22 protein-coding genes and 1 tRNA gene are annotated in these 21,617 nt (G+C 54.0%); 12 read left to right on the top strand and 11 right to left on the bottom strand.

Annotated elements, in window-relative coordinates; all coding sequences use genetic code 11:
* Position 1: 1 nt before the first annotated feature.
* A tRNA-Ser gene (locus tag N1689_RS02795) sits at positions 2-89 on the bottom strand.
* A 220-nt stretch (positions 90-309) separates the two neighbouring features.
* Between N1689_RS02795 and yccA the strand changes: the two genes are divergently transcribed.
* Together yccA and tusE are read left to right on the top strand one after the other, a co-directional pair.
* Positions 310-963 (top strand): FtsH protease modulator YccA, encoded by a 654-nt coding sequence (gene yccA, locus N1689_RS02790; RefSeq protein ID WP_090962424.1) that lies wholly within the window; start codon positions 310-312, stop codon positions 961-963.
* A gap of 105 nt (positions 964-1,068) precedes the next feature.
* Complete coding sequence (tusE, locus tag N1689_RS02785) at positions 1,069-1,395, top strand: sulfurtransferase TusE (protein ID WP_161736441.1); 327 nt, start codon at positions 1,069-1,071, stop codon at positions 1,393-1,395.
* On the opposite strand, the gene yccX is transcribed toward tusE, so the two are convergent.
* The gene (gene yccX, locus N1689_RS02780) at positions 1,396-1,674 is read right to left on the bottom strand and encodes an acylphosphatase (RefSeq protein WP_260057817.1); all 279 of its coding nucleotides are present in this window, start codon (positions 1,672-1,674) and stop codon (positions 1,396-1,398) included.
* A gap of 85 nt (positions 1,675-1,759) precedes the next feature.
* Between yccX and rlmI the strand changes: the two genes are divergently transcribed.
* Both rlmI and hspQ read left to right on the top strand, forming a co-directional pair.
* The gene (gene rlmI / locus N1689_RS02775) at positions 1,760-2,950 is read left to right on the top strand and encodes a 23S rRNA (cytosine(1962)-C(5))-methyltransferase RlmI (RefSeq protein ID WP_260057816.1); all 1,191 of its coding nucleotides are present in this window, start codon (positions 1,760-1,762) and stop codon (positions 2,948-2,950) included.
* A 58-nt stretch (positions 2,951-3,008) separates the two neighbouring features.
* A complete protein-coding gene (hspQ, locus tag N1689_RS02770; protein WP_161736444.1) occupies positions 3,009-3,326 on the top strand; it encodes a heat shock protein HspQ in 318 nt (105 codons plus the stop codon).
* A gap of 35 nt (positions 3,327-3,361) precedes the next feature.
* Here hspQ and N1689_RS02765 read toward each other — a convergent pair whose 3' ends face one another.
* A complete protein-coding gene (locus N1689_RS02765; protein ID WP_150009839.1) occupies positions 3,362-3,775 on the bottom strand; it encodes a CoA-binding protein in 414 nt (137 codons plus the stop codon).
* A 176-nt stretch (positions 3,776-3,951) separates the two neighbouring features.
* Here N1689_RS02765 and N1689_RS02760 point away from each other — a divergent pair, with 176 nt between their 5' ends.
* Together N1689_RS02760 and mgsA are read left to right on the top strand one after the other, a co-directional pair.
* Entirely contained in the window at positions 3,952-4,593 is a 642-nt protein-coding gene (locus N1689_RS02760; protein ID WP_161736445.1) for a DUF2057 family protein, read from the top strand.
* 69 nt (positions 4,594-4,662) lie between these two features.
* A complete protein-coding gene (gene mgsA / locus N1689_RS02755) occupies positions 4,663-5,121 on the top strand; it encodes a methylglyoxal synthase (protein ID WP_161736446.1) in 459 nt (152 codons plus the stop codon).
* A gap of 1 nt (position 5,122) precedes the next feature.
* Here the strand turns inward: mgsA and helD are convergent, their stop codons facing one another.
* A complete protein-coding gene (gene helD / locus N1689_RS02750) occupies positions 5,123-7,177 on the bottom strand; it encodes a DNA helicase IV (protein ID WP_260057811.1) in 2,055 nt (684 codons plus the stop codon).
* A gap of 123 nt (positions 7,178-7,300) precedes the next feature.
* On the opposite strand from helD, the gene N1689_RS02745 reads away from it, so the two are divergent.
* Together N1689_RS02745 and yccS are read left to right on the top strand one after the other, a co-directional pair.
* Positions 7,301-7,741, top strand: a complete 441-nt coding sequence (locus tag N1689_RS02745; RefSeq protein ID WP_161735652.1) for a YccF domain-containing protein — start codon at positions 7,301-7,303, stop codon at positions 7,739-7,741.
* Positions 7,725-9,884, top strand: coding sequence for a YccS family putative transporter (gene yccS / locus N1689_RS02740; RefSeq protein ID WP_253422138.1), 2,160 nt, complete (start codon positions 7,725-7,727; stop codon positions 9,882-9,884). Before N1689_RS02745 ends, yccS begins: the two co-directional genes overlap by 17 nt.
* Here yccS and N1689_RS02735 read toward each other — a convergent pair.
* Complete coding sequence (locus tag N1689_RS02735) at positions 9,881-10,510, bottom strand: TfoX/Sxy family DNA transformation protein (RefSeq protein ID WP_161735656.1); 630 nt, start codon at positions 10,508-10,510, stop codon at positions 9,881-9,883. The genes yccS and N1689_RS02735 overlap by 4 nt on opposite strands.
* A 210-nt stretch (positions 10,511-10,720) precedes the next feature.
* On the opposite strand from N1689_RS02735, the gene sulA reads away from it, so the two are divergent.
* Both sulA and ompA read left to right on the top strand, forming a co-directional pair.
* Complete coding sequence (gene sulA, locus N1689_RS02730) at positions 10,721-11,212, top strand: SOS-induced cell division inhibitor SulA (protein ID WP_161735658.1); 492 nt, start codon at positions 10,721-10,723, stop codon at positions 11,210-11,212.
* A gap of 350 nt (positions 11,213-11,562) precedes the next feature.
* Positions 11,563-12,633: a porin OmpA gene (gene ompA / locus N1689_RS02725; RefSeq protein ID WP_010255028.1), complete on the top strand. Its 1,071-nt coding sequence runs from the start codon at positions 11,563-11,565 to the stop codon at positions 12,631-12,633.
* 94 nt (positions 12,634-12,727) lie between these two features.
* On the opposite strand, the gene matP is transcribed toward ompA, so the two are convergent.
* Positions 12,728-13,195: a macrodomain Ter protein MatP gene (gene matP / locus N1689_RS02720; protein ID WP_143813132.1), complete on the bottom strand. Its 468-nt coding sequence runs from the start codon at positions 13,193-13,195 to the stop codon at positions 12,728-12,730.
* A gap of 53 nt (positions 13,196-13,248) precedes the next feature.
* Between matP and N1689_RS02715 the strand changes: the two genes are divergently transcribed.
* A complete protein-coding gene (locus N1689_RS02715) occupies positions 13,249-15,117 on the top strand; it encodes a Lon protease family protein (RefSeq protein ID WP_161735660.1) in 1,869 nt (622 codons plus the stop codon).
* Positions 15,118-15,185: 68 nt separating this feature from the next.
* A complete protein-coding gene (fabA, locus tag N1689_RS02710; RefSeq protein WP_008925876.1) occupies positions 15,186-15,704 on the top strand; it encodes a bifunctional 3-hydroxydecanoyl-ACP dehydratase/trans-2-decenoyl-ACP isomerase in 519 nt (172 codons plus the stop codon).
* A gap of 68 nt (positions 15,705-15,772) precedes the next feature.
* Here the strand turns inward: fabA and rmf are convergent, their stop codons facing one another.
* The 5 genes from rmf to N1689_RS02685 all read right to left on the bottom strand — a co-directional run bounded on the left by rmf (position 15,773) and on the right by N1689_RS02685 (position 21,616).
* Positions 15,773-15,940: a ribosome modulation factor gene (gene rmf, locus N1689_RS02705; RefSeq protein WP_008925875.1), complete on the bottom strand. Its 168-nt coding sequence runs from the start codon at positions 15,938-15,940 to the stop codon at positions 15,773-15,775.
* 280 nt (positions 15,941-16,220) lie between these two features.
* Complete coding sequence (pqiC, locus tag N1689_RS02700) at positions 16,221-16,790, bottom strand: membrane integrity-associated transporter subunit PqiC (RefSeq protein ID WP_222924253.1); 570 nt, start codon at positions 16,788-16,790, stop codon at positions 16,221-16,223.
* Entirely contained in the window at positions 16,787-18,430 is a 1,644-nt protein-coding gene (gene pqiB / locus N1689_RS02695; RefSeq protein WP_161735664.1) for an intermembrane transport protein PqiB, read from the bottom strand. The genes pqiC and pqiB overlap by 4 nt, the downstream gene beginning before the upstream one ends.
* Complete coding sequence (gene pqiA, locus N1689_RS02690) at positions 18,417-19,685, bottom strand: membrane integrity-associated transporter subunit PqiA (protein ID WP_161735666.1); 1,269 nt, start codon at positions 19,683-19,685, stop codon at positions 18,417-18,419. Before pqiA ends, pqiB begins: the two co-directional genes overlap by 14 nt.
* Before the next feature lie 14 nt (positions 19,686-19,699).
* Positions 19,700-21,616, bottom strand: coding sequence for an ABC transporter ATP-binding protein (locus tag N1689_RS02685; protein WP_260057804.1), 1,917 nt, complete (start codon positions 21,614-21,616; stop codon positions 19,700-19,702).
* Between the last annotated feature and the right edge of the window lies 1 nt (position 21,617).

The following is a 21,617-nucleotide window of genomic DNA, read 5'->3' as shown; positions in this document are numbered from 1 at the left end:
GTGGCGGAGGAGGAGAGATTCGAACTCTCGGATGGTTTCCCATCGGCGGTTTTCAAGACCGCTGCCTTAAGCCGCTCGGCCACCCCTCCGCAATGACGCGCACTATAAACATCCCGTTTAGCGATGTAAAGCGTCTATCTGTCTATTCGCCTGAAAAACAGCCAGATTGTGATTTTTCGCTGTGAAAACCGCCACTCTGCTCAAACAATTAGCAGAATAGCGCGTAAAGAAGGGTAAAACGCCTTTTCCCTCTTTAATGGCCTGCGTATTCTCGGCACATATTTAGTGTTCTGCTTAAAGGAGCGCAACATGGAAAGAATTGTCACCTCATCGCAGTCTTCACTGCTGTCAACGCACAGAGTTCTGCGCAATACCTATTTTCTGCTGGGGCTGACCCTGGCCTTTTCCGCGGTGACGGCGACAGCCAGCACCCTGCTGGCCCTGCCTGCGCCTGGTCTGATCCTGATGCTGGTCGGCTTCTATGGCCTGATGTTTTTAACCTACCGTCTGGCAAACAGCCCGATGGGGATTCTGGCCGCGTTTGCTTTCACCGGCTTCCTGGGATATTGCCTGGGTCCTATCCTGAGTTCGTTCCTGACCGCAGGCATGGGCGACGTGATCGCGCTGGCACTGGGTGGTACGGCGCTGGTGTTCTTCTGCTGTTCTGCCTACGTGCTGACTACCCGTCGTGATATGTCTTTCCTGGGCGGCATGATGATGGCTGGTTTTGTGGTGCTGCTGGTGGCGGTGGTCGCGAATATCTTCCTGCAGCTGCCTGCGTTGCATCTGGCTATCAGCGCCCTGTTCATCCTGTTCTCCGCTGGTGCCATTTTGTGGGAGACCAGCAACATCATCCAGGGTGGCGAAACCAACTACATCCGGGCGACGGTCAGCCTCTATGTTTCGCTCTATAACATCTTCGTCAGTCTGCTGAGCCTGCTGGGTTTTGCCCGCAGCAACTAACCGGCAGTGACAGTCACCCTTTGAAACCCCGCTTCGGCGGGGTTTTTGCTTTTACTGCCCGCCAGGTTTGCTAAACTGCGCCGTCATTTACAGAGAGGACATCACGTGAATTTTAACGGTAACGAAATCGCCGTCGATGCCGAAGGCTATCTGAAGCATACTGCCGACTGGAGTGAGGCGCTGGCGGCGCACATCGCGGAACAGGAAGGGCTTACTATGACTGAAGCGCACTGGGAGGTGGTCCATTTTGTGCGCGCGTTTTATCTGGAATTTAACACCTCACCCGCCGTGCGAATGCTGGTAAAGGCAATGGCGCAGAAGTATGGGGAAGAGAAAGGCAACAGCCGCTACCTGTTTCGCCTCTTCCCGGAAGGACCCGCTAAACAGGCGACGAAAATCGCCGGTCTGCCTAAACCGGCGAAATGTCTGTAATTAACCGGTTTTGAAATCGCGGGGCGGTTCTGCGGGCCGATGTGGCTCCACCAGCACCTTATCCACGCGCGCACTGCGAGGTCCGCCCGCTTTAATCCAGGCAATCAGCGCTTCAACCTGATCCGCCTCGCCCCAGGCCAGCACCTCGACGCTGCCGTCATCCAGATTTCGCGCGTACCCCAGTACGCCCAGGGTTCTGGCTTCAGCCTGCGTACTGTAGCGAAACCCAACGCCCTGGACGCGGCCATGAACCCATGCTTTAAAACAGGCTGCTGACATGATTCTCTCCTGCTGCTGTTCGTTGCAATTTCCCGTTATCCACCGGACAATGGCGCCTCATTTTTTCAGGTAAGCATAGCAAACTATGACAGTCAGATTGATTCTCGCAAAGGGACGTGAAAAGTCCCTGCTCCGTCGCCATCCATGGGTCTTTTCAGGAGCCGTTGCACGTCTGGAAGGTAAAGCGCAACTGGGTGAAACCATTGACGTGTGTGACAGCAACGGTAAATGGCTGGCGCGTGCCGCTTATTCACCCGAGTCGCAGATCCGCGCCCGCGTCTGGAGCTGGCAGGCCGATGAATCCATCGATATCGCCTTCTTTGTCCGCCGTTTTGAACAGGCGCAGCAGTGGCGCAAATGGCTGGCGGCCCGCGATGGTCTGGATAGCTATCGCCTGATCGCCGGTGAATCAGATGGTTTACCGGGCGTTACCATTGATCGCTTTGGCAACTTTTTAGTACTTCAGCTGCTTTCAGCAGGTGCGGAATATCAGCGCGCGGCGATCATCACTGCCCTGCAACAGTGCTTCCCTGGCTGTGCCATCTATGACCGCTCTGACGTCGCTGTTCGTAAGAAAGAGGGCCTGGAACTGACGCAGGGCACCGTCACCGGTGAACTTCCCCCGCCTCTGCTGCCGATTACCGAGCATGGCATGAAGCTGCTGGTTGATATTCAGGGCGGTCATAAAACCGGCTATTACCTTGATCAGCGTGACAGCCGTCTTGCCACGCGTCGTTACGCGCAGGATGCCCGCGTGCTTAACTGCTTCTCTTATACTGGCGGCTTCGCGGTTTCTGCATTGATGGGCGGCTGTAAAGAAGTGATCAGCGTGGATACCTCACAGGAAGCGCTGGACGTTGCCCGTCAGAACGTTGAACTGAATGAGCTGGATCTTTCCCGCGCGCACTTTGAACGTGATGATGTATTCAAATTGCTGCGCCGTTATCGTGACAACGGGGAAAAATTTGATCTGATCATCATGGATCCGCCAAAGTTTGTCGAAAACAAAAGCCAGTTAATGGGTGCCTGCCGCGGCTATAAAGATATTAATATGCTCGCCATTCAGCTACTTAACCCGGGCGGCGTGCTGCTGACGTTCTCCTGTTCCGGTCTGATGGCCACCGATCTGTTCCAGAAGATCATTGCCGATGCCGCACTGGATGCTGGTCGCGAAGTGCAGTTTATTGAGCAGTTCCGGCAGGCAGCGGATCATCCGGTCATCGCCAGCTATCCGGAAGGTCTCTATCTGAAAGGTTTCGCCTGCCGCGTGATGTGACTTGAAAAATCAGCTCCTGCCCCCATATTGGAAAGAGAGCTTTTTTTCGGAGGTCACTATGATTGCCAGTAAATTTGGTATTGGTCAGCAGGTTCGTCATCGTCTGTCCGGCGTACTGGGCGTTATCGTCGATGTCGATCCTGAATACTCGTTAGATGCACCTAAAATTGAAGATGTTGGCGCGGAAGAGAAAATGCGCACCGCACCCTGGTATCATGTGGTGATGGAAGATGAGGAAGGCGATCAGGTTCATACCTATGTTGCCGAAATTCAGCTGTCCGGTGAAACCAGCATTGAGCATCCTGAGCAGCCATCAATGGATGAGCTGGCGGCGTCAGTACGTCAGCAATTACAGGCACCGCATCTGCGGCATTAATCTGTGGCGGCACGCTCTGCCGCCACGCTAATTTTTTAACGCGTTATCCCCAGACGCGGAATTTCAATCTTCGGGCAGCGATCCATAATCACCGTCATACCCGCATCCTGTGCCAGTACCGCCGCCTGCTCATTAATCACACCCAGCTGCAGCCATAATGTTTTTGCACCTGCAGCAATGGCTTCCTGCGCTACGCCCCATGCGGCTTCTGAATTGCGGAAGACATCTACCATATCAATCTCGCCCGGTACATCCGCCAGGCTGCCATAAGCCTGCTGCCCCAGCAGGGTTTTACCGGCCAGTTTCGGGCTGACCGGGATCACGTCATAGCCCTGATCGAGCAGATATTTCATCACACCATAACTGGGACGGTCGGGACGATCGCTTGCCCCTACTAAGGCGATACGTTGGGTACGCGTCAGCACATCGCGAATTGTCTGGTCGTTCATCTTTATCTCCTTTCAGGTCAGTGTTGAGTGTAGTTTGACGCATGCTTTAACAGTTAAGTCCCTGACGAAATTAATTGAACCCGCGCACGAATAAATATGTTTAAATGTAAATTAGCTGCCATAATGTAAGAATTTGCTACACGCCATCCTTTGCGTCACCACTTACCGGAGTTGAAATGAAGCTGTCGCTGGCCTTAACGGGGTTACTTACACTCCTTGTTTCGGCGTCCTGTTCTGCCATCACACTAAAGCTCGATCCCCAAATCGATATGCTGGTGCTGGATGGCCGAAAAATTTCAGGCTCGTTCCTCAAAGGAGCAGACAGCTTAGAGCTGGATAGCGGTCAGCATCAGTTTCTGTTTCGGGTAGAGCAGCAGCGTGAAGGGCAGAAAGAGAGTGTGATCGCTTATCAGTCTGCACCGATGATCGTTACCTTTACTGCCGTGGCCAAAACCATCACTATCCGGTTGCCGGCGCTGGAGACAAAACGTGAGCGTTATCATTTTGACCGCAGTCTGAATTTTCAGTTGGTGGATGAGAAAGGCAATGAGATAACCAGCGTGCGTGACCACTTGCCAGCAACCGCGACAGCTGATATGGAAAAAGCGATGCTGAATTACAATCGCACCCATCAGATTGCCTCTGTACCCCGGTTTGCAAATTCCGCTTCTGCTACGCCCTCTTCTTCCCGCCTCACCGCCGATCTGGACTGGACAACGCAGGCCGAACTGCCCTCGCTGCATCGCTGGTTTCACCGCTTCGACGAAGCCACGCGTCAGCAATTACTGACCCTGGTCAAAATGTTACGTACGAGTTGATAGCGTTGAAGGGCCAGAGGTACACTCGTGCTCTCTCTTCTTGCGCATGAGCCTTATCAGGACGCCTTTATGGAACAGACTTTTCGTACCCTTGGCACCACAAAACATATCGCGCTGGTCGCCCATGACCACTGTAAAGCCGCTCTGCTTGAATGGATTAAACAAAACCAGCCCGCACTTGAACCACACATCCTCTATGCGACCGGCACCACCGGAAACCTGATCAATCGTAATACCGGTCTGAATGTGACAGCTATGCTGAGCGGCCCCATGGGCGGCGATCAGCAGGTAGGTGCGCTGATCTCGGAAGGTAAAATTGATGCGCTGATTTTTTTCTGGGATCCACTCAACGCCGTGCCGCACGATCCGGATGTAAAAGCCCTGCTGCGTCTGGCGACCGTCTGGAATATCCCGGTCGCCACGAACCGCTCCACAGCGGATTTTATTATTCAGTCGCCACTGTTTGCCCAAAACGTTGAGATTATGATTCCTGACTATCAGCGCTATCTGGCCGATCGTCTGAAATAACTCAGGCTTTACGCAGCACAGGAACGCCCAGTTCGCGGAAGTGATCAACAAACGGTGACGGCGCGGCCTTATCAAACATCAGAAAAACCTGCTGGCGCGCTCGCGTCAGCGCCACATAGGCCAGACGGCGCTCTTCGGCATCCGGAAACGCTTCGGGCTGCGGTAACAGGCCCTGTTCGATAATCGACTCACGTACTTCCGCCGGGAAACCCTCTTTGCCCTGCTGCAATCCCAGCAAAATAACGTAATCCGCCTGCTGACCTTTGCTGGCATGGATTGTCATAAATTCCAGATTAAGTTTCGGCCAGCGGGTTCTGGCTTTATCGAGCAGTTCCGGTCGCAGATAGTGATAGCGCGCCAGTAGCAGAATCCGCTCTTCAGGCTTCGCATAACCGCTGAGTTTGTTCAGCAGGGCTTCCAGCTGATCCTCCGCCAGCAGCGAAATCGACTTTTTATTGCCTTTGGTGACGCTGTTCAGCGGTTTTGCCAGCTGCTGCGGATTCTGCTGGATAAACCGGTTCGCAATGTCACCGATGCGATCATTAAAGCGGTAGGTGGTGTCCAGCACGCACCGATCGCCCTCACCGAAGTAGTGATGAAATGCGGTGGTCAGCGTCATCTCTGCGCCGCTGAAGCGGTAGATAGCCTGCCAGTCATCGCCGACAGCAAACAGCGCGGTGCGCTTATTCTGCTGGCGTAGTGCGCTGAGCAATGCGGCACGCTGAGGCGAGATATCCTGGAATTCATCCACCAGAATGTGTTTCCACGGACTGATAAAGCGTCCTTTTTCCAGAATGGCAATCGCCTGGTGAATGAGTCCCGAGAAATCGACCGCGCCCTCTTCTTTCAGCGCGCTTTTCCACGCTTTCAGCAGGGGTGCCATCAGTTTGATGCGTTTACTGAAGCGATCCCGAATCTCTTCCGGCACGTCGGCGATCATCGCTGCCTGCGCACCGCCATGCATGCGCATCAGACCGAGCCAGCGCTCCAGACGTGACGCCAGCCGGTTTGCCAGCCTCTCGTCCTCCCAGAATGGCCCTTCCGGTAACTCCCACGCCAGTTCGTCACAGAGCCACTGACGCCAGCCGTTTGCCATCGCCTTTTTCTCGTGGCACTGCTGCCGCCACTCCCTGAGTAGCAGCGTGCGACGTGCATCCGCATCGCTCTCCAGCTTGCTGATAACCGGCTGCTTATTGCTCCCTTCACGAATAATATGCAGAGCCAGAGAATGGAAAGTCTTTGCCTGGATGTCACCCGCAGAGAGCCGGGACTGAATACGTGCGTTCATCTCTTCAGCAGCCTGGCGGCCAAATGCCAGCAACAGAATTTGATCGGCGCTGGCCAGTCTGCGCTCCATTAACCAGCCTGCACGGGCCACCAGCACCGAGGTTTTACCGCTGCCCGCACCAGCCAGTACCAGCAGAGAATCCTCGCCATTAACCACCGCCTCACACTGCGATTGATTGAGTGGCGTGCTCTCGACGCTGGCAAAGAACGACTGATAGCGGGTCAGCATAGCGTTAGTCCAGTCACGGTTTCGCTGCCGCAGAGCCAACTCACCCTGATCCAGCCAGTGCTGGCAAAATGCCAGGCTATCACGGCAGTCAGGAAAATCGTTTAAGCGGGTGAGCGGCATCGGTAACGCGTCGAACTGTTTGAGAATTTTTATCTTCAGCGCCTGCAGCTCGTGGCGATTCAGCCAGCGATCCTGCGCGCCAAACGTCCCGATTTCGTCGCGCAGTGACTGGAGTACCTCGCGGCACACCGTGCTCATCTCCAGACTCCAGTTCTGCCAGGCCTGCATCAGATAGTGGTGAAAGCGCTGCGTCTCCTGCCATTCCGTTCCGTGCAGCCGGACCACTTTTTCATCGTCCAGCAAAAATTCCAGCTCGCCCCATACCAGCCCACGCTTGCAGGCGATATTAAGTAACTGGTTAAAGGGGATCAGATACTCATGCTTATCGCCACTGACTTCGACACCCGCTGCCAGCAGACGAACACGGTTATAAGGATGCTGAGCAAGCCGTTTGCCCATTGAAGTTGCTTTCAGTTCCACGCCGACACCAACGTCAGATAAGAGGATTAGGGGGAGTTTACCTGTCAGACCCTTGGCGCTCCAGCCTTAAAACAGGCTAAACTTGGCGTCACATCTTGCGGAATGCAAAAGGAAAAGAAGATCATGCGCACCGTTTTAAATATTCTGAATTTTGTTCTGGGCGGCTTTTTCACCACCCTGAGCTGGCTGTTTGCCACATTGATCAGCGTCGTGCTGGTTTTTACCCTGCCGCTGACCCGCTCCTGCTGGGAAATCACTAAACTCTCGCTGCTGCCGTTTGGCAACGAGGCGGTGCATGTCGATGTGCTGCGTCCTGAAAGTAAGAGTCATATTCTGAATACCGGCGGCACCTTTCTGAACATCTTCTGGCTGATTTTCTTCGGCTGGTGGCTCTGCCTTTCGCATATTTCCGTGGGCATTGTGCAGTGCATCAGCATCATCGGTATTCCGACAGGGATTGCAAACTTTAAGATCGCCGCTATTGCGCTCTGGCCGGTTGGACGCCGGGTGGTGTCAGTAGAAGAGGCGCGTGCTGCGCGCGACGCCAATGCCCGCCGCTATTAATATGATGTCTGATGCAGTGCCTGGCTGGCGAAAATATCTGTTTAACAGTACGTGGCGCTATCTGCTGCGGATCCTGTTTGCCCTGAGTGGCTGCGCTGCCATCCCCTGGTGGCTGCATCAGATTGAGTGGACGATTCCTCTGACGCTGGGGGTGGTCGCGGCTGCGCTGGCCGATCTTGATGATCGTCTGGCCGGACGTCTGAAGAATCTGCTGATTACCCTGCTCTGCTTCTGCATCGCCTCGGTTTCCGTAGAGCTGCTGTTTCCCTGGCCGTTCGCCTTTATGGTCGGGCTGGCGATTTCGACCTGGGGCTTTATTCTGCTGGGTGCTCTGGGGCAGCGCTACGCCACTATCGCTTTTGGTGCGCTGCTGATTGCGGTCTATACCATGCTCGGCATCGGGCTGTTCAGCCAGTGGTACATGCAGCCAATGCTGCTGCTGGTCGGCGCTCTCTGGTATAACCTTCTGACCCTGCTGGGTCATCTGATGTTCCCGGTCCGACCGGTACAGGAACAGCTGGCGGGAAGCTTTTCACAACTGGCCCGCTACCTTGATGCAAAGGCGAATCTGTTCGATCCTGATGCGGGCGAGCAGGATGATGCTGCGTTTATTGATGCGGCAATGGTCAACAGCCAGTTAGTGGCGCAGCTCAATCTGACCAAAACCACGCTGCAGAGCCGTCTGCGCGGCGATCGCGGATCGCGCGGCACCCGTCGCAGTCTGCACTACTACTTTGTGGCGCAGGATATTCATGAACGCGCCAGCTCCTCTCATCTGCAATATCACCTGCTGCGCGGCGACTGGCGCTATAACGAAATTCTGTTTCGCTTTCAGCGTCTGCTGAATATGCAGGCGCAAGCCTGTCGCCAGCTGGCACACTGCATCCTGATGCGTGAAAGATGGGTGCATGACAGCCGCTTTGAACGTGCGTTTGAACGATTGCAGAAAGCGATTGAACGACTTGAGCAACATGAGCCTGAGGCGCCACATACCCGCGCGCTATTCTGGCTGCTACGTAACCTGCGTGCCATTGACGCACAGCTCGCATCCATTGAGTCAGAGCAGACGCTGGCCGGTGAAGATCCGCAGCACAGTGACAATCTGCTGTCACGTGAAGGGTTGAGTGGCTGGAGTGATATCCGGCTGCGCTTCAGCCGCCATCTCTCTCCCGCGTCGGCACTGTTCAGGCATGCGGTTCGCATGTCAGTGGTGCTCTGTATTGGATACGGCTTCATTCAGATAACCGGACTGGAGCGGGGATACTGGATTTTGCTGACCAGCCTGTTTGTGTGCCAGCCCAACTATAACGCCACGCAGCGACGCCTTGCCTTGCGCATCGGCGGAACGCTGGCGGGGATTGCGATCGGTTTACCCGTTTTATGGCTGGTACCCTCCATTGAAGGGCAGTTAATCCTGATAGTGATTACCGGCGTGCTGTTCTTCGCTTTCAGGCAGGTGCAGTATGCGCAGGCTACGCTGTTTATCACTCTGCTGGTGCTGCTTTGCTTTAACCTGTTAGGTGAAGGGTTTGAAGTCGCGCTGCCCCGTGTCGTGGATACCTTACTCGGTTGTGGTCTGGCCTGGCTGGCTGTCGCCTTTATCTGGCCTGACTGGCGCTTTCGTCAGCTGCCAGCTGTGGCAGAGCGAACGCTGAAAGCGAACTGTCGTTATCTGGATGCCATCATGGAGCAATATCACCAGGGTAAAGATAACCGGCTTGCCTATCGTATTGCCCGCCGTGATGCACATAATGCGGATGCTGAACTGGCGTCTGTCGTCTCAAACATGAGCAGTGAAAGTCGTACCAGCCAGAAACTGCGTGATTCAGCTTTTCAATTGCTCTGCTCCAATCACTCATTTCTGAGCTACATTTCCGCGCTGGGCGCTCACCGCGATAAAATTACAGCGCCGGACCTGCTCGCCTTACTGGATGATACGGTTTGCTATGTCGAGGATGTGCTTCAGACGGACGTGGTCAGCGATAAACATGTTGAACTGATGCGCCAGCAACTGGCTCAGCGAATCAGCCAGCTGGCTGCAGATGCAGATACGCGTGCGCCGCTGGTGCTCCAGCAACTCGGTCTGTTGGTGGCATTAATGCCGGATGTGGCTCGCCTGCGCCGCACGCTCATTACTGACTAGCTTTCACTACTTCTGAAGTCCGGGTGTGATAAAAGCGTGCGCTGGAACCATGCATTCAACTCCGCCCGGGTTGCCTGCGGCAGCGCAGCCGCATGGCGGCCCGTAATAGCCCCTTGCAGCGCCAGTAATGTCTGAAATCCCACGTGCTGGTTGATCGCTTTCAGCTTCAGCCAGCACTGCTTGGCCCCTATCTGGTAGAGATGATTGACGCTCATTACGCCCGCCTCAAAGAGCATCATCTCCATGCGTACACTGAGATTAGGCAAATCTTTCAGCCGCGGAGACGCTTGCCTGTCCTGCAACTCCAGCTGCGCCGTCTCTAATGAGGCAGCAGAGAGCGCCAGCAGATGGTCAGAATCGCGCCATAAGGCCTCATCAACCCGAAAGTAATTGAGGCTGACCAGTTTTCCCCGCTTGCGAAAAATCAACGGTTGCAGCGGGCGATCGGTAATGTATTCGCGCAGCGGTTCACTGGCCCGCAGATAGAGTTCGTCTTGATTAATTAAGGCAAAAACCACACTTTCGACAGCCAGAGCATACCCCCCAAACTGGGTGCGGGACTCTATTGGTCCCAATGGGGCCAGGCGCGCTCTGGAGCGCTCTACGACCGGATTCACCTTTTTCATTGCACCACCTCCATGTCAGAAATACTTCTTAAATTGCCTTGGGTATCAGGCAATTAGAAGATAGAAAAAAGTGTCAGCCGGTTCAATGAATAAATAACGCTTCAACTAATCTTGTCGCGTTTTTGCGAGGCGTTTTCAGAAATTTGGGTTGATCTTTATCCAGGATAACAGTACTGTATATTCATACAGTCAACTGCTGGTGATTAACTTATGCGAACACAACATCCTGATAATGCACGCTATGCTCATCATTACGCGTCCTCTTCCGTTCCGGCCTCTCAGGGCGGTGGAATTACTGAGTTACGCTGCAGCGAGCAGCCCGGTATGATGCAGATGCTGCTGTTGCCATTATTACAGCAGCTGAGTCAGCAATCACGCTGGCAGTTGTGGTTAACACCGGCACATAAACTGAATCGCACCTGGATGCAGGAGTCGGGATTACCGCTGGATAAAAGTATGCATATCGCCGATTCTGAACGTCTGAATGCGGTGGAAGCGATGGTCAAGGCATTACGTACAGGAAATTACAGTGTCGTTCTGGCATGGATTCCTTATGACCTTGGCGAAGATGAGCGCCGTCAACTTGAAAATGCGGCGGCAGAGGGTGACGCGCTGGGTTTGATTTTGCGGGCAAGCGGGACATCGGAAGCGCCTCTCAGACCGCAAAGTGCGATAAAAATTCAGTCGGATTTGTTTCATTAAGTAAAAATCAGAAGTTTCCCAAGCTATTTTTCTTATCTGTCGTCGCTAAACCACTGATTCTGTTAGTTCGAGCTGTGACAATGGTTTAGCAGGTTTTTAAGGCTTTTTGCCGCGACAATACTACCAGGCTAATTGTTAGAAATTGTGTATAAATCGCTGTTTTTTTACAGAAGCGCCTCACATCATACTTGTAAGTTTCCAATCTCGTTGTAGACTTTATCTCGCCAGGGTGCTCAATAACCTCCGTTTTTTGCGGTAGAGTCATAAGCGAGCGTTTTGACCCGGCGAAGGATTTAAACCAAGAGCAACCTTTTTGCTCATTGCCTATTTGGATGATAACGAGGCGCAAAATGAAAAAGACAGCTATCGCAATTGCAGTGGCACTGGCTGGCTTCGCTACCGTAGCGCAGGCCGCTCCGAAAGATGACACCTGGTACACCGGTGCTAAACTGGGCTGGTCTCAGTATCACGACACTGGTTACTACGGTAACGGTTACGAAAACAATGACGGTCCAACTCATGAAAGCCAGCTGGGTGCAGGTGCATTCGTTGGTTACCAGGCAAATCCATACCTGGGCTTCGAGCTGGGCTATGACTGGCTGGGTCGCATGCCTAACAAAGGCAACGTGACTAACGGCGCATTCAAAGCACAGGGCGTTCAGCTGGCTGCTAAACTGAGCTACCCAATCTATGACGATCTGGACGTGTATACTCGTCTGGGCGGCATGGTATGGCGTGCAGATTCAACGCAGACTAACCCAACTACTGGCCGCATCAGCGACCACGACACCGGCGTATCTCCGCTGGCTGCTGTTGGTGTTGAATATGCGCTGACCAAAAACTGGGCTACCCGTCTGGACTACCAGTGGGTTAACAACATCGGTGATGCACAGACCGTTGGTACGCGTCCAGACAACGGCATGCTGAGCGTAGGCGTTTCATACCGCTTCGGTCAGGATGACGTCGCTGCTCCGGCGCCAGCTCCGGCTCCAGCACCAGCTCCAGTTGTTGAAACCAAGCGTTTCACTCTGAAGTCTGACGTTCTGTTCACCTTCAACAAATCTACCCTGAAGCCAGAAGGCCAGCAGGCTCTGGATCAGCTGTACAGCCAGCTGAGCTCAATGGATCCTAAAGATGGTTCCGTTGTCGTACTGGGCTTCACCGATCGCATCGGTTCAGAGCAGTACAACCAGAAACTGTCTGAGAAACGTGCTCAGTCAGTCGTAGATTACCTGGTATCTAAAGGTATTCCTTCTAACAAGATCTCTGCACGTGGCATGGGTGAATCTAACCCAGTTACCGGCAACACCTGTGACAGCGTGAAAGGCCGTAATGCCCTGATCGACTGCCTGGCGCCGGACCGTCGTGTAGAAATCGACGTTAAAGGTATCAAAGACGTTGTAACTCAGCCACAGGCTTAAGTTTACACGTCATAAAAAACCCCGCCTTAGCGGGGTTTTTTTGTGCCGGTAATCAATCGGTCTTTAGCGCCTATACTCTGAATTCCCTGCCCGCTTACTCGCTCTCTGAACCCGATTTACCCAGAATCGCCTGCAAATCCTGCTTCAGACTCGACATCTGAGTGGCATATTTCTCTTTGCGTTCCGCATCTTCTATCAGCTGAACAATCGTTTCAGAAAGCGTGCAGCCACGCCGCTGAGCGAGGCCTGCCAGCCGCTGCCAGACCAGATACTCCAGGTCTATCGATTTTTTTCGGGTATGCTGATGTTCAGCGTTGAAATGGCGTTTGCGCCTGGCACGGATGGTCTGCTTCAGCCGGTTATCAAGATCAGAATGAATATGTTCTGCAATCCACTCGTTCACCGTCACCGGATTATTTTCCATCGCCAGCAGTTTATCCACTGCCGCCTGTGCCGCGCTTAACTCAAGGTGACGCGTGATCAGTTCACCTTCCCGATGTTTTTTCACCAGGTATTTCCACTTCCATCCACATTCAAGATTTTCGAGTTGCTGGTATTTCATCGGAATCTCATCGTGATCACGTAACGGGCTAAGAATAACAGCTTTTTTCCCGGATGCAGCAACGAAAAACATGCTGCCATCATCACATCTTCAACAGGAAGTCTGCAGTGCTTAACAAGGGTGAATCCTGTATAATCTCGCTTTTCTTAAAACAGATAAATGCGATTATTTTGACCAGCACTCAACTTACGTGGCAGACCTTACAGCCGGATAGCGCGCAATACCAATCCGTTTTCTCCCGAATTGCTGATGAAGAAACTGATGCTCTGGCAACGGTACAGCCCCGGTTGCTGAATGCGCTGGCGCATTTACATCACCAGTCGCAGGGATTCCCGTTACTGCTGGTTAGAAGCCAGGAGAATCGCGATTATCTGACATTCATCGTTCAGGCCGCGCAGCGGGTCATGGCTGACAGTACCACTCTGTCCGGCGGTGATTACCATATCATGGCTGACAACGTCACGCTTCAGCCCCCATCCGATCCGCAACGCCCATTCACCAGTCAGGGTGGTATTCACTTTGCTGAGTGGATTGAGATGGAGCAGTTGTTTGGCTGCGTGCGGCAGTATAAAGATCGCATCCAGCTTGAGCCAGGGCTGATCCATCGCGCCAATGGCGGCACGCTGGTACTGTCACTGCGTAGCCTGCTGACGCAGCCAATTCTATGGCTGCGCCTGAAAAAGTGTATTGAGCAAGGCTATGTTGAGTGGACCTCTCAGGATGAACGCCGCCCGCTACCTGTCTCGATTCCTTCATTACCGCTCAGTCTTAACCTGGTCCTGTGCGGCGACCGCGAAGCGCTTGCGGATTTTCAGGAGCTCGACCCTGAAGCGCATGAAATGGCCATCTATACTGAATTTGAAGAGAACATTCAGGTTCTTGATGAAGATGACATGCTGGCCTGGTGTCGCTGGAGTACTGAACTGGCGCAACAGGCGGGCCTGCCCGTGCCGGAAGCGGACTTCTGGCCAGAGCTGATCAAAGAAGGTGTCCGTTACAGCGGCGATCAGGATACGCTACCCCTCTGCCCGCGCTGGCTGCAGCGTCAGATGCGCGAGTCGGCTCTGATGGGCGACGTACTCAATGCCGAAGCATTGCGTGATGCGCTTGAAGCGCGCTTGTGGCGCGAGAATTATCTCAATGAACGGATGCGTGATGAGATCCTGCTGCGACAGATTCTGATTGAAACCGAAGGTGAAGTAGTCGGTCAGATTAACGGCCTGTCGGTGGTGGAATATCCTGGTCATCCCCGTGCCTGGGGCGACCCCTCTCGTATTACCTGCGTGGTTCATCCCGGCGATGGCGAGTTCATGGATATTGAGCGTAAGGCGGAGCTGGGCGGTAACATTCATGCTAAAGGCATGATGATCATGCAGGCATTTTTGATTGCCGAGCTGGAGCTCGATCAGCAACTGCCCTTCTCAGCCTCAATGGTCTTTGAGCAATCCTATTCCGAGGTGGACGGTGACAGCGCTTCGCTGGCTGAACTCTGTGCCTTAATCAGCGCATTGGCGAATCAGCCGATCAATCAGCAAATCGCCGTGACTGGTTCAGTCGATCAGTTTGGCAACGTACAACCGGTAGGCGGACTGAATGAGAAGATCGAAGGCTTCTTTGATATCTGTCATCAGCGTGAACTAACGGGTCAGCAGGGTGTGATTATTCCTGCCTGCAACGTTCGTCATCTCAGTCTTAACCAGGCCGTTGTGACAGCGGTTGAACAGGGTCGCTTCCACATCTGGGCGATCGACCGTGCTGATGAAGCGCTGCCGCTCCTGACCGGTAAAATCTGGAGTACTGAAGATGGTCAGGGTGACTGCCTGCTGAACACCATCCAGGAACGCATTAGCCTGTTTAACCAGCCGGACGTGCCGCAACGTCCCTGGGCGCTCCGCTGGCTTAACTGGTTCAACCACCGTTAATCCGATTTGCTCAGCGTACAACTGTTCGCTAATATTCGTGATTCACTAAAACAAGGCTTATTGAAAACATGGTAGATAAACGCGAATCCTATACCAAAGAAGATCTGATTCTGTCAGGTCGTGGTGAACTGTTTGGCGAAAATGGTCCGCCGCTTCCATCTGGCAACATGCTGATGATGGACCGCGTGGTCAAAATGACCGAAGACGGCGGCAAATATGACAAAGGCTTTGTTGAAGCGGAGCTGGATATCAATCCTGATCTCTGGTTCTTCGGCTGTCACTTTATTGGCGATCCGGTGATGCCGGGCTGTCTGGGCCTGGATGCCATGTGGCAGCTGGTCGGTTTCTATCTGGGCTGGCTGGGCGGCGAAGGTAAAGGTCGTGCGCTGGGCGTGGGTGAAGTGAAATTCACCGGACAGGTCCTGCCTGAAGCGAAGAAAGTCACCTACCGCATTCACTTCAAACGTGTGATTAACCGTAAACTGGTGATGGGCGTAGCAGATGGTGAAGTGCTGGTTGACGGCAACCTTATTTATACCGCCAGCGATCTGAAAGTCGGCCTGTTTAAAGATACTGCCGCTTTTTAAGCGTTTCCCCTGGAAACAAAAACCTCCGCGCATGGCGGAGGTTATATTCCCTTTTCAGTGACATCCGGTTATGCAGCTACCGACCTGTCCTCCATGGCTTGTCGCCAACCTCCCAACCAGTGAGACTTAGCGTCAATCAACTGATACGGACACATCTCTTTTGAGCGTCCAGTAATGCCTGCCTGATAACCACGTGAATGGGCGCGTTCGAGGCGGTCTCGTTTCTGTCTCTTCATACTCCGTGTCCCTCATGTAAGGTCTGTGGAATCTGGTGGAAAGAAAAAGTGGTGAATTAATGTTCAACCACCCTAATGTTCTACCTCCTGCGCACCCAAAGATCAATGCCCAATCTTCATGCCAGTGTCATAAATGTGACCTTAATCGGTAAAATTAAGGACGTTTTGTGATGCATACGCCAACACTATCTTTCTGAATAAGCTAATAAAAAAGCCCCTGAATGACGCCGATAAAACACGACAATCGTTCAGGGGCTTAGCTTATTTATTCACATTAATCTTAATTTAACGCAACCACATTATTAGCAATCGTCTGTGCGGTCTGCTGCCAACCCGCCGCCAGCGTTCTGACCATCGCATCGTAGCCATCTTCAGTCTGCGGCAGCACGAGGTTAAATGCCTGTTTGGTCACACGGCCCTGATGTTCCAGCGTCCATTCGCCACTGACAATCGCTTTGCCATCGTAGCGTCCCTGGAAGCCTGTAATGGTTACATTCAGCGTGTCGTGCTGGGCGCCTAACGGTGACCCGGCTACCAGCCGGCCTGGCAGCGCCTTGCTCAGGTTAGTGATCAATGTCTGCTGCAACTGCTGATCAAGCGGGCTGGCCCAGAGATTATTCGCGGCGATAACATATTTGACATCGCTGGTCTGATAAACCAGTCCGTTGCCTGCCAGATAATCCGGCACCGTCACCTGCTGCACCCATAACATCGGTTGCGCTTCATTCAGCTGGCTGCTGCTGACCTTCATGGAAGCCGCCCCGGATGGCAGCTGATACCAGGTATTGTCAACGCTGCTGCTGCACGCACTCAACACCAGCGCGGCACAAAGTATCAATCCTTTTTTCACTGTTTCGCCCTCTTCGGCTGGGGATCCTGTCCCGGTTTCGCCTCAAATACCAGCGCATTGCTCTTGGTGTTAAGCGTTCTTAACACCGGCTGGAGTTCACGCAGAACCTGATCCAGCCGCTGCATATCGCCGACCAGCTTGCTGTAGGCAGGCGAACCTGGCTGCAGGCCTTTCATGCTGCGGTTAAGCTCGCGTAACGTCTGCTGCAAATCTTCTGGCAGCGTTTTCATGGCCGGACTGCCGGTGACTTTATTGATGTTGTCGATGGTGCGCTGCAGATCACGCATCGTTTTCTGGCTCTCTTTGAGCGTACCTGTCGCTTCATTGACCATACCGTTCAGTGGCAGACTATTGATCTTATCCAGCGCCGCCATCAGCTTCTGCTGAATCTGGCTCAGGCCGCCGCTGACCGTTGGGATGACTTCATAACCAGAAACTTTCTGCGGGCCTTTATAAGGCGGTGCATTGTCATAGAAGTCGAGATCGACATAGAGCGCACCCGACAGCAGGCTACCGGTTTTCAGCGTCGCACGCAGGCCACGTTTTTTACCATCCTGCAGATGCTGCTCCAGATCGAAGTTCTCACCCAATCGGCTGACAAAACGATCCGGCTCAATGCGGATCAGCACCGGCACCCGGTAATCGTTATTCAGTGCCTGGACCAGGCCCGCTTTCATCAGTGGCGCTTCGGAGACAGTACCCAGACGAATGCCACGGAACTCAACCGGCGCGCCCGCCTGCAGCCCACGAATCGAGTCAGAGAAGAACATCACGTAGTCGATATGATTGGTGTAGAGCGAGTCCTGAATACTGCGCTGATCGTCAAACAGATGGTAGTCAGACTTGTTCTGCGCGGGCTCGCCCAGCGCCCAGCCATCCGGCACGTCAAAACTGACACCGCCGCTGAAGAGCGTGGTGAGCGATCCCATTTCCACCCGCATTCCTGAGGCGGACATATCCACGGCAATGCCGCTGTCCTTCCAGAAGCGGACATTGGTGGTAATCAGGCGATCGTAGGGTGCAGCGACAAACAGCTGATAGGTCATCATACGTTTGTCAGTATCAAAAACGCTGGTCTCAACCGTACCGACACGGTAGCCACGGAACAGCACCGGATCACCCGGATTAAGCTGGCCTGCCTTTTTGCTGTCCAGCACGATACGAATACCTTTGGCATCCGGTGGCGCTAACGGCGGCGCATCCAGCAGCTTAAATTGCTCGGGTGGCTGTTTTTTGGTGCCGGGCTGCAGTTCGATATAAGCACCTGACAGCAGCGTGCCAAGCCCGCTGATCCCTTCACGCCCCACCTGTGGTTTCACTACCCAGAAAACACTGTCGCTGTGGAGCAGCTTTTCCATGCCCGCATTCAGACGCGCTTTGATTTCCACATGGTGAAGATCGTCGCTTAATACCGCGCTCTCCACCACGCCGACATCGACGCTGCGACTTTTAATCGTGGTTTTACCGGCAACAATGCCTTCGGCATTTTCGGTGATTAAGGTGACTTCCGGCCCCTGATGGCTGAAGTGATAAAAGAGGATCCAGCCACCGATTAACAGCGTAACGATGGGGACAATCCAGACCGGCGACCAGCGCTTAATCTGTTCCACCTTTGCATGGCCGTGGTTAGTTTCCGTCAAGGCGCGACTCCTTCATATTGTTTTCGCGTACACGATCCCAGGTTAATCGCGGGTCAAAGGTCATGGCAGCGATCATGGTAATAATCACCACCATCGCAAACAATACTGCCCCCCACGCGGGATAAACATTCATTAATTGCCCCATACGCACCAGCGCAGAGAGCACGGCAATCACAAACACGTCGATCATTGACCAGCGGCCAACAAACTCGACCACTTCATAAATTTTATGCATCTTATGACTGTCACGCCGCCCGCGTCCGCTGGCATCCCAGCAGAGCCAGCCGATGGCCAGCATCTTCAGCGTCGGCACCATGATACTGGCGATAAAGATTACCAGCGCCACCGGATAGGAACCATCGCCCCACAGCACAATGACCCCTGCCATGATATTGGAGGGATAAGCCGTACCGAGGGTTTCCGTCACCATGATCGGCAACAGATTGGCCGGGATGTAAATCAGTATTGAGGTGAACAGTAGCGCCAGCGTCCATTGCAGGCTGTGCTTACGCCGCGCCTGTGCGGTAACGCCACAGCGTGGACAGGTGTGCTCAGCTTCCGGCAGAATGGCGGTACAGCAGGGACAGGAGCGCAGGCCCTGCTCTAAACCACTGATGCCCACTTCGGGTGAATGAGGGATCGCAGGTCGCGGGGAAAGACTGTCCCACAAGCCCCGCCGGTCAACGCACTGAAAGGCCCGCAACTGTAACAGGCAGAACATCACCCACGGCCAGAAGCTGGTTTCCAGTCCGATATCCCCATAGGCCATCAGTTTGACAAAGCTGACCAGTACACCCGCCATAAAGATTTCGGCCATGCCCCAGTTACGCAGCTGAAACAGAATACGCGCCAGACCAGTTTTGAGACGGACGGGCAGAGGGACCGGATTGACCAGCAGAATAATGGTGATCATGCAAAAGGCCGGAACCGCCTGCACAAACAGCAGAAACAGTGTCGCCAGGCTGCTGTAATCTTCCGTCACCATCACTTGTGGGATCTGCGACAGCGTAATCTGGCTGGTCAGCCCCGCCACTTTCATGGAGACAAAAGGAAACAGATTCGCCAGCAGCAGCATAAAGAGTGCCGCCAGCGCATAGCCCGTTGGCCGTTTACGGGGTTCGTGCCAGTTGGCCGTCAGAGAGGTATCGCAGCGCGGGCATGACGCACGGCTGCCAACGGGAATGTCCGGCAGCTTAATCATTAAATCGCATTGTGGACAGAGCATCCACGCGTTACTTTTCACTGCTAAACACATCCGTTAGCCCTGCCCTACGCGCCGTTTTTCAGTGACTCTAGCTCTTCCCAGCGCGCAAAAGCGGTTTCCAGCTCCTGCTCAGCCTGAGCGAGATTATCCAGCACCGGTTGCGTCTGATCGTGTGCCTGACTGAAGAAGTCCGGGTGACTCATCTTCGCCTGCAGTTCACCGATGCGCGCTTCCAGCTGCTCCAGTTTTTGCGGCAGCTGTTCCAGCTCACGCGCCAGATTGTAGCTGAGCTTATTCACGCTACGCTTCGCTTCACTCTTTTCGGCGGCTGGCTTAGCGGTATTCGCTGTCGCTTTTGCCGGTGAAGCAGACCTGTGCTGCCGGTAAGCGGCACGCTGCTGCTGTGCATCGTGATAACCGCCCACAAAGGTACCGATTTCGCCGTTGCCTTCAAAAATCCAGCACTCGGTGACCGTATTGTCGACGAACTGACGATCGTGACTCACCAGTAAGACGGTGCCCTGATAACCATCAATCAGCTCTTCCAGCAGCTCCAGCGTTTCGACGTCGAGGTCGTTGGTCGGTTCATCCAGAATCATCAGGTTGCTGGGACGCAGGAACAGGCGCGCCAGCAGCAGACGGTTACGTTCACCCCCTGAGAGTGCACGCACCGGCGTCATGGCACGTTTTGGATGGAACAGGAAGTCCTGCAGATAGCCCAGCACGTGGCGCGGTTTGCCGTTAACCAGCACTTCCTGCTTGCCTTCGGCCAGGTTGTCCATCACGGTGCGATCCGGATCCAGTTCAGCGCGATGCTGGTCGAAGTAGGCCACTTCCAGCTTGGTGCCGGAATGGACGCGGCCATGATCGGCTTTCAGCTGCTGCAGCATCAGACGCAGTAAGGTCGTTTTACCGCAGCCGTTCGGCCCGATCAGCGCAATTTTATCGCCACGCTGAACCTGGGTAGAGAAATCCTTCACCAGCGTTTTGCCGCCCACTGCGTAGTCGACATTTTCCAGCTCAAATACAATCTTGCCGGAACGGGAGGCTTCACCGACCTGCATGTTGGCTTTGCCCATCACTTCGCGACGTTCTGAATGTTCGCGACGCAGCGCTTTCAGCGCACGTACACGGCCTTCGTTACGTGTACGACGGGCTTTGATGCCCTGACGGATCCACACCTCTTCCTGCGCCAGCTTGCGGTCAAATTCCGCGTTCTGCATCTCTTCAACGCGCAGCGCCTCCTCTTTGCCTTCCAGATAGAGATCGTAGTTGCCCGGCCAGGAGACCAGCTTGCCACGGTCAAGATCGACAATGCGCGTCGCCATATTGCGGATAAACGAACGGTCATGCGAGATAAAGACGATGCTGCCGCTGAAGTTCTTCAGGAAGGTTTCCAGCCAGTCGATGGTTTCAATATCAAGGTGGTTGGTTGGCTCATCCAGCATCAGGACGCGCGGGTTACTCACCAGCGCACGACCCAGCGCGGCTTTACGCAGCCAGCCGCCAGAGAGCGACGACAACTCGGTATCGGGCTGCAGACCAATCTGTTCCAGCACGTCATGGATGCGGCTCTCCAGCTGCCACAAATTCTGATGGTCGAGAATGCTCTGCAGTCGTGCCATCTCGTTGAGGTTTTTATCGCTGGGATCGTCCATCACCACATGGGAAATGGCGTGATAGGCTTTGAGATGCTCAGCCTGCTCTTCAACGCCCTCAGCTACGAAGTCGTAGACCGAACCGGTAATATTGCGCGGCGGATCCTGTTGCAGACGCGCCACCACCAGATCGGTTTCATAAATAATGCGGCCATCATCCAGTGGCTGTTCGCCATTGATGATTTTCATCAGCGTGGATTTACCCGCACCGTTACGGCCCACCAGACAGACGCGTTCGTTCTCTTCGATGTGCAGCTCGGTATTGTCTAACAGCGGCGCATCGCTGAAGGAGAGATAAGCGCCGTGGATACTGATTAATGACATG

Origin of the sequence: Pantoea sp. XY16, from assembly GCF_025153065.1 — a bacterium.
Classification (GTDB): Bacteria; Pseudomonadota; Gammaproteobacteria; order Enterobacterales; family Enterobacteriaceae; genus Pantoea; species Pantoea alfalfae.
Note: the sequence above shows the minus strand (reverse complement) of the source record. Positions and strands in the feature narration are given on the sequence as shown.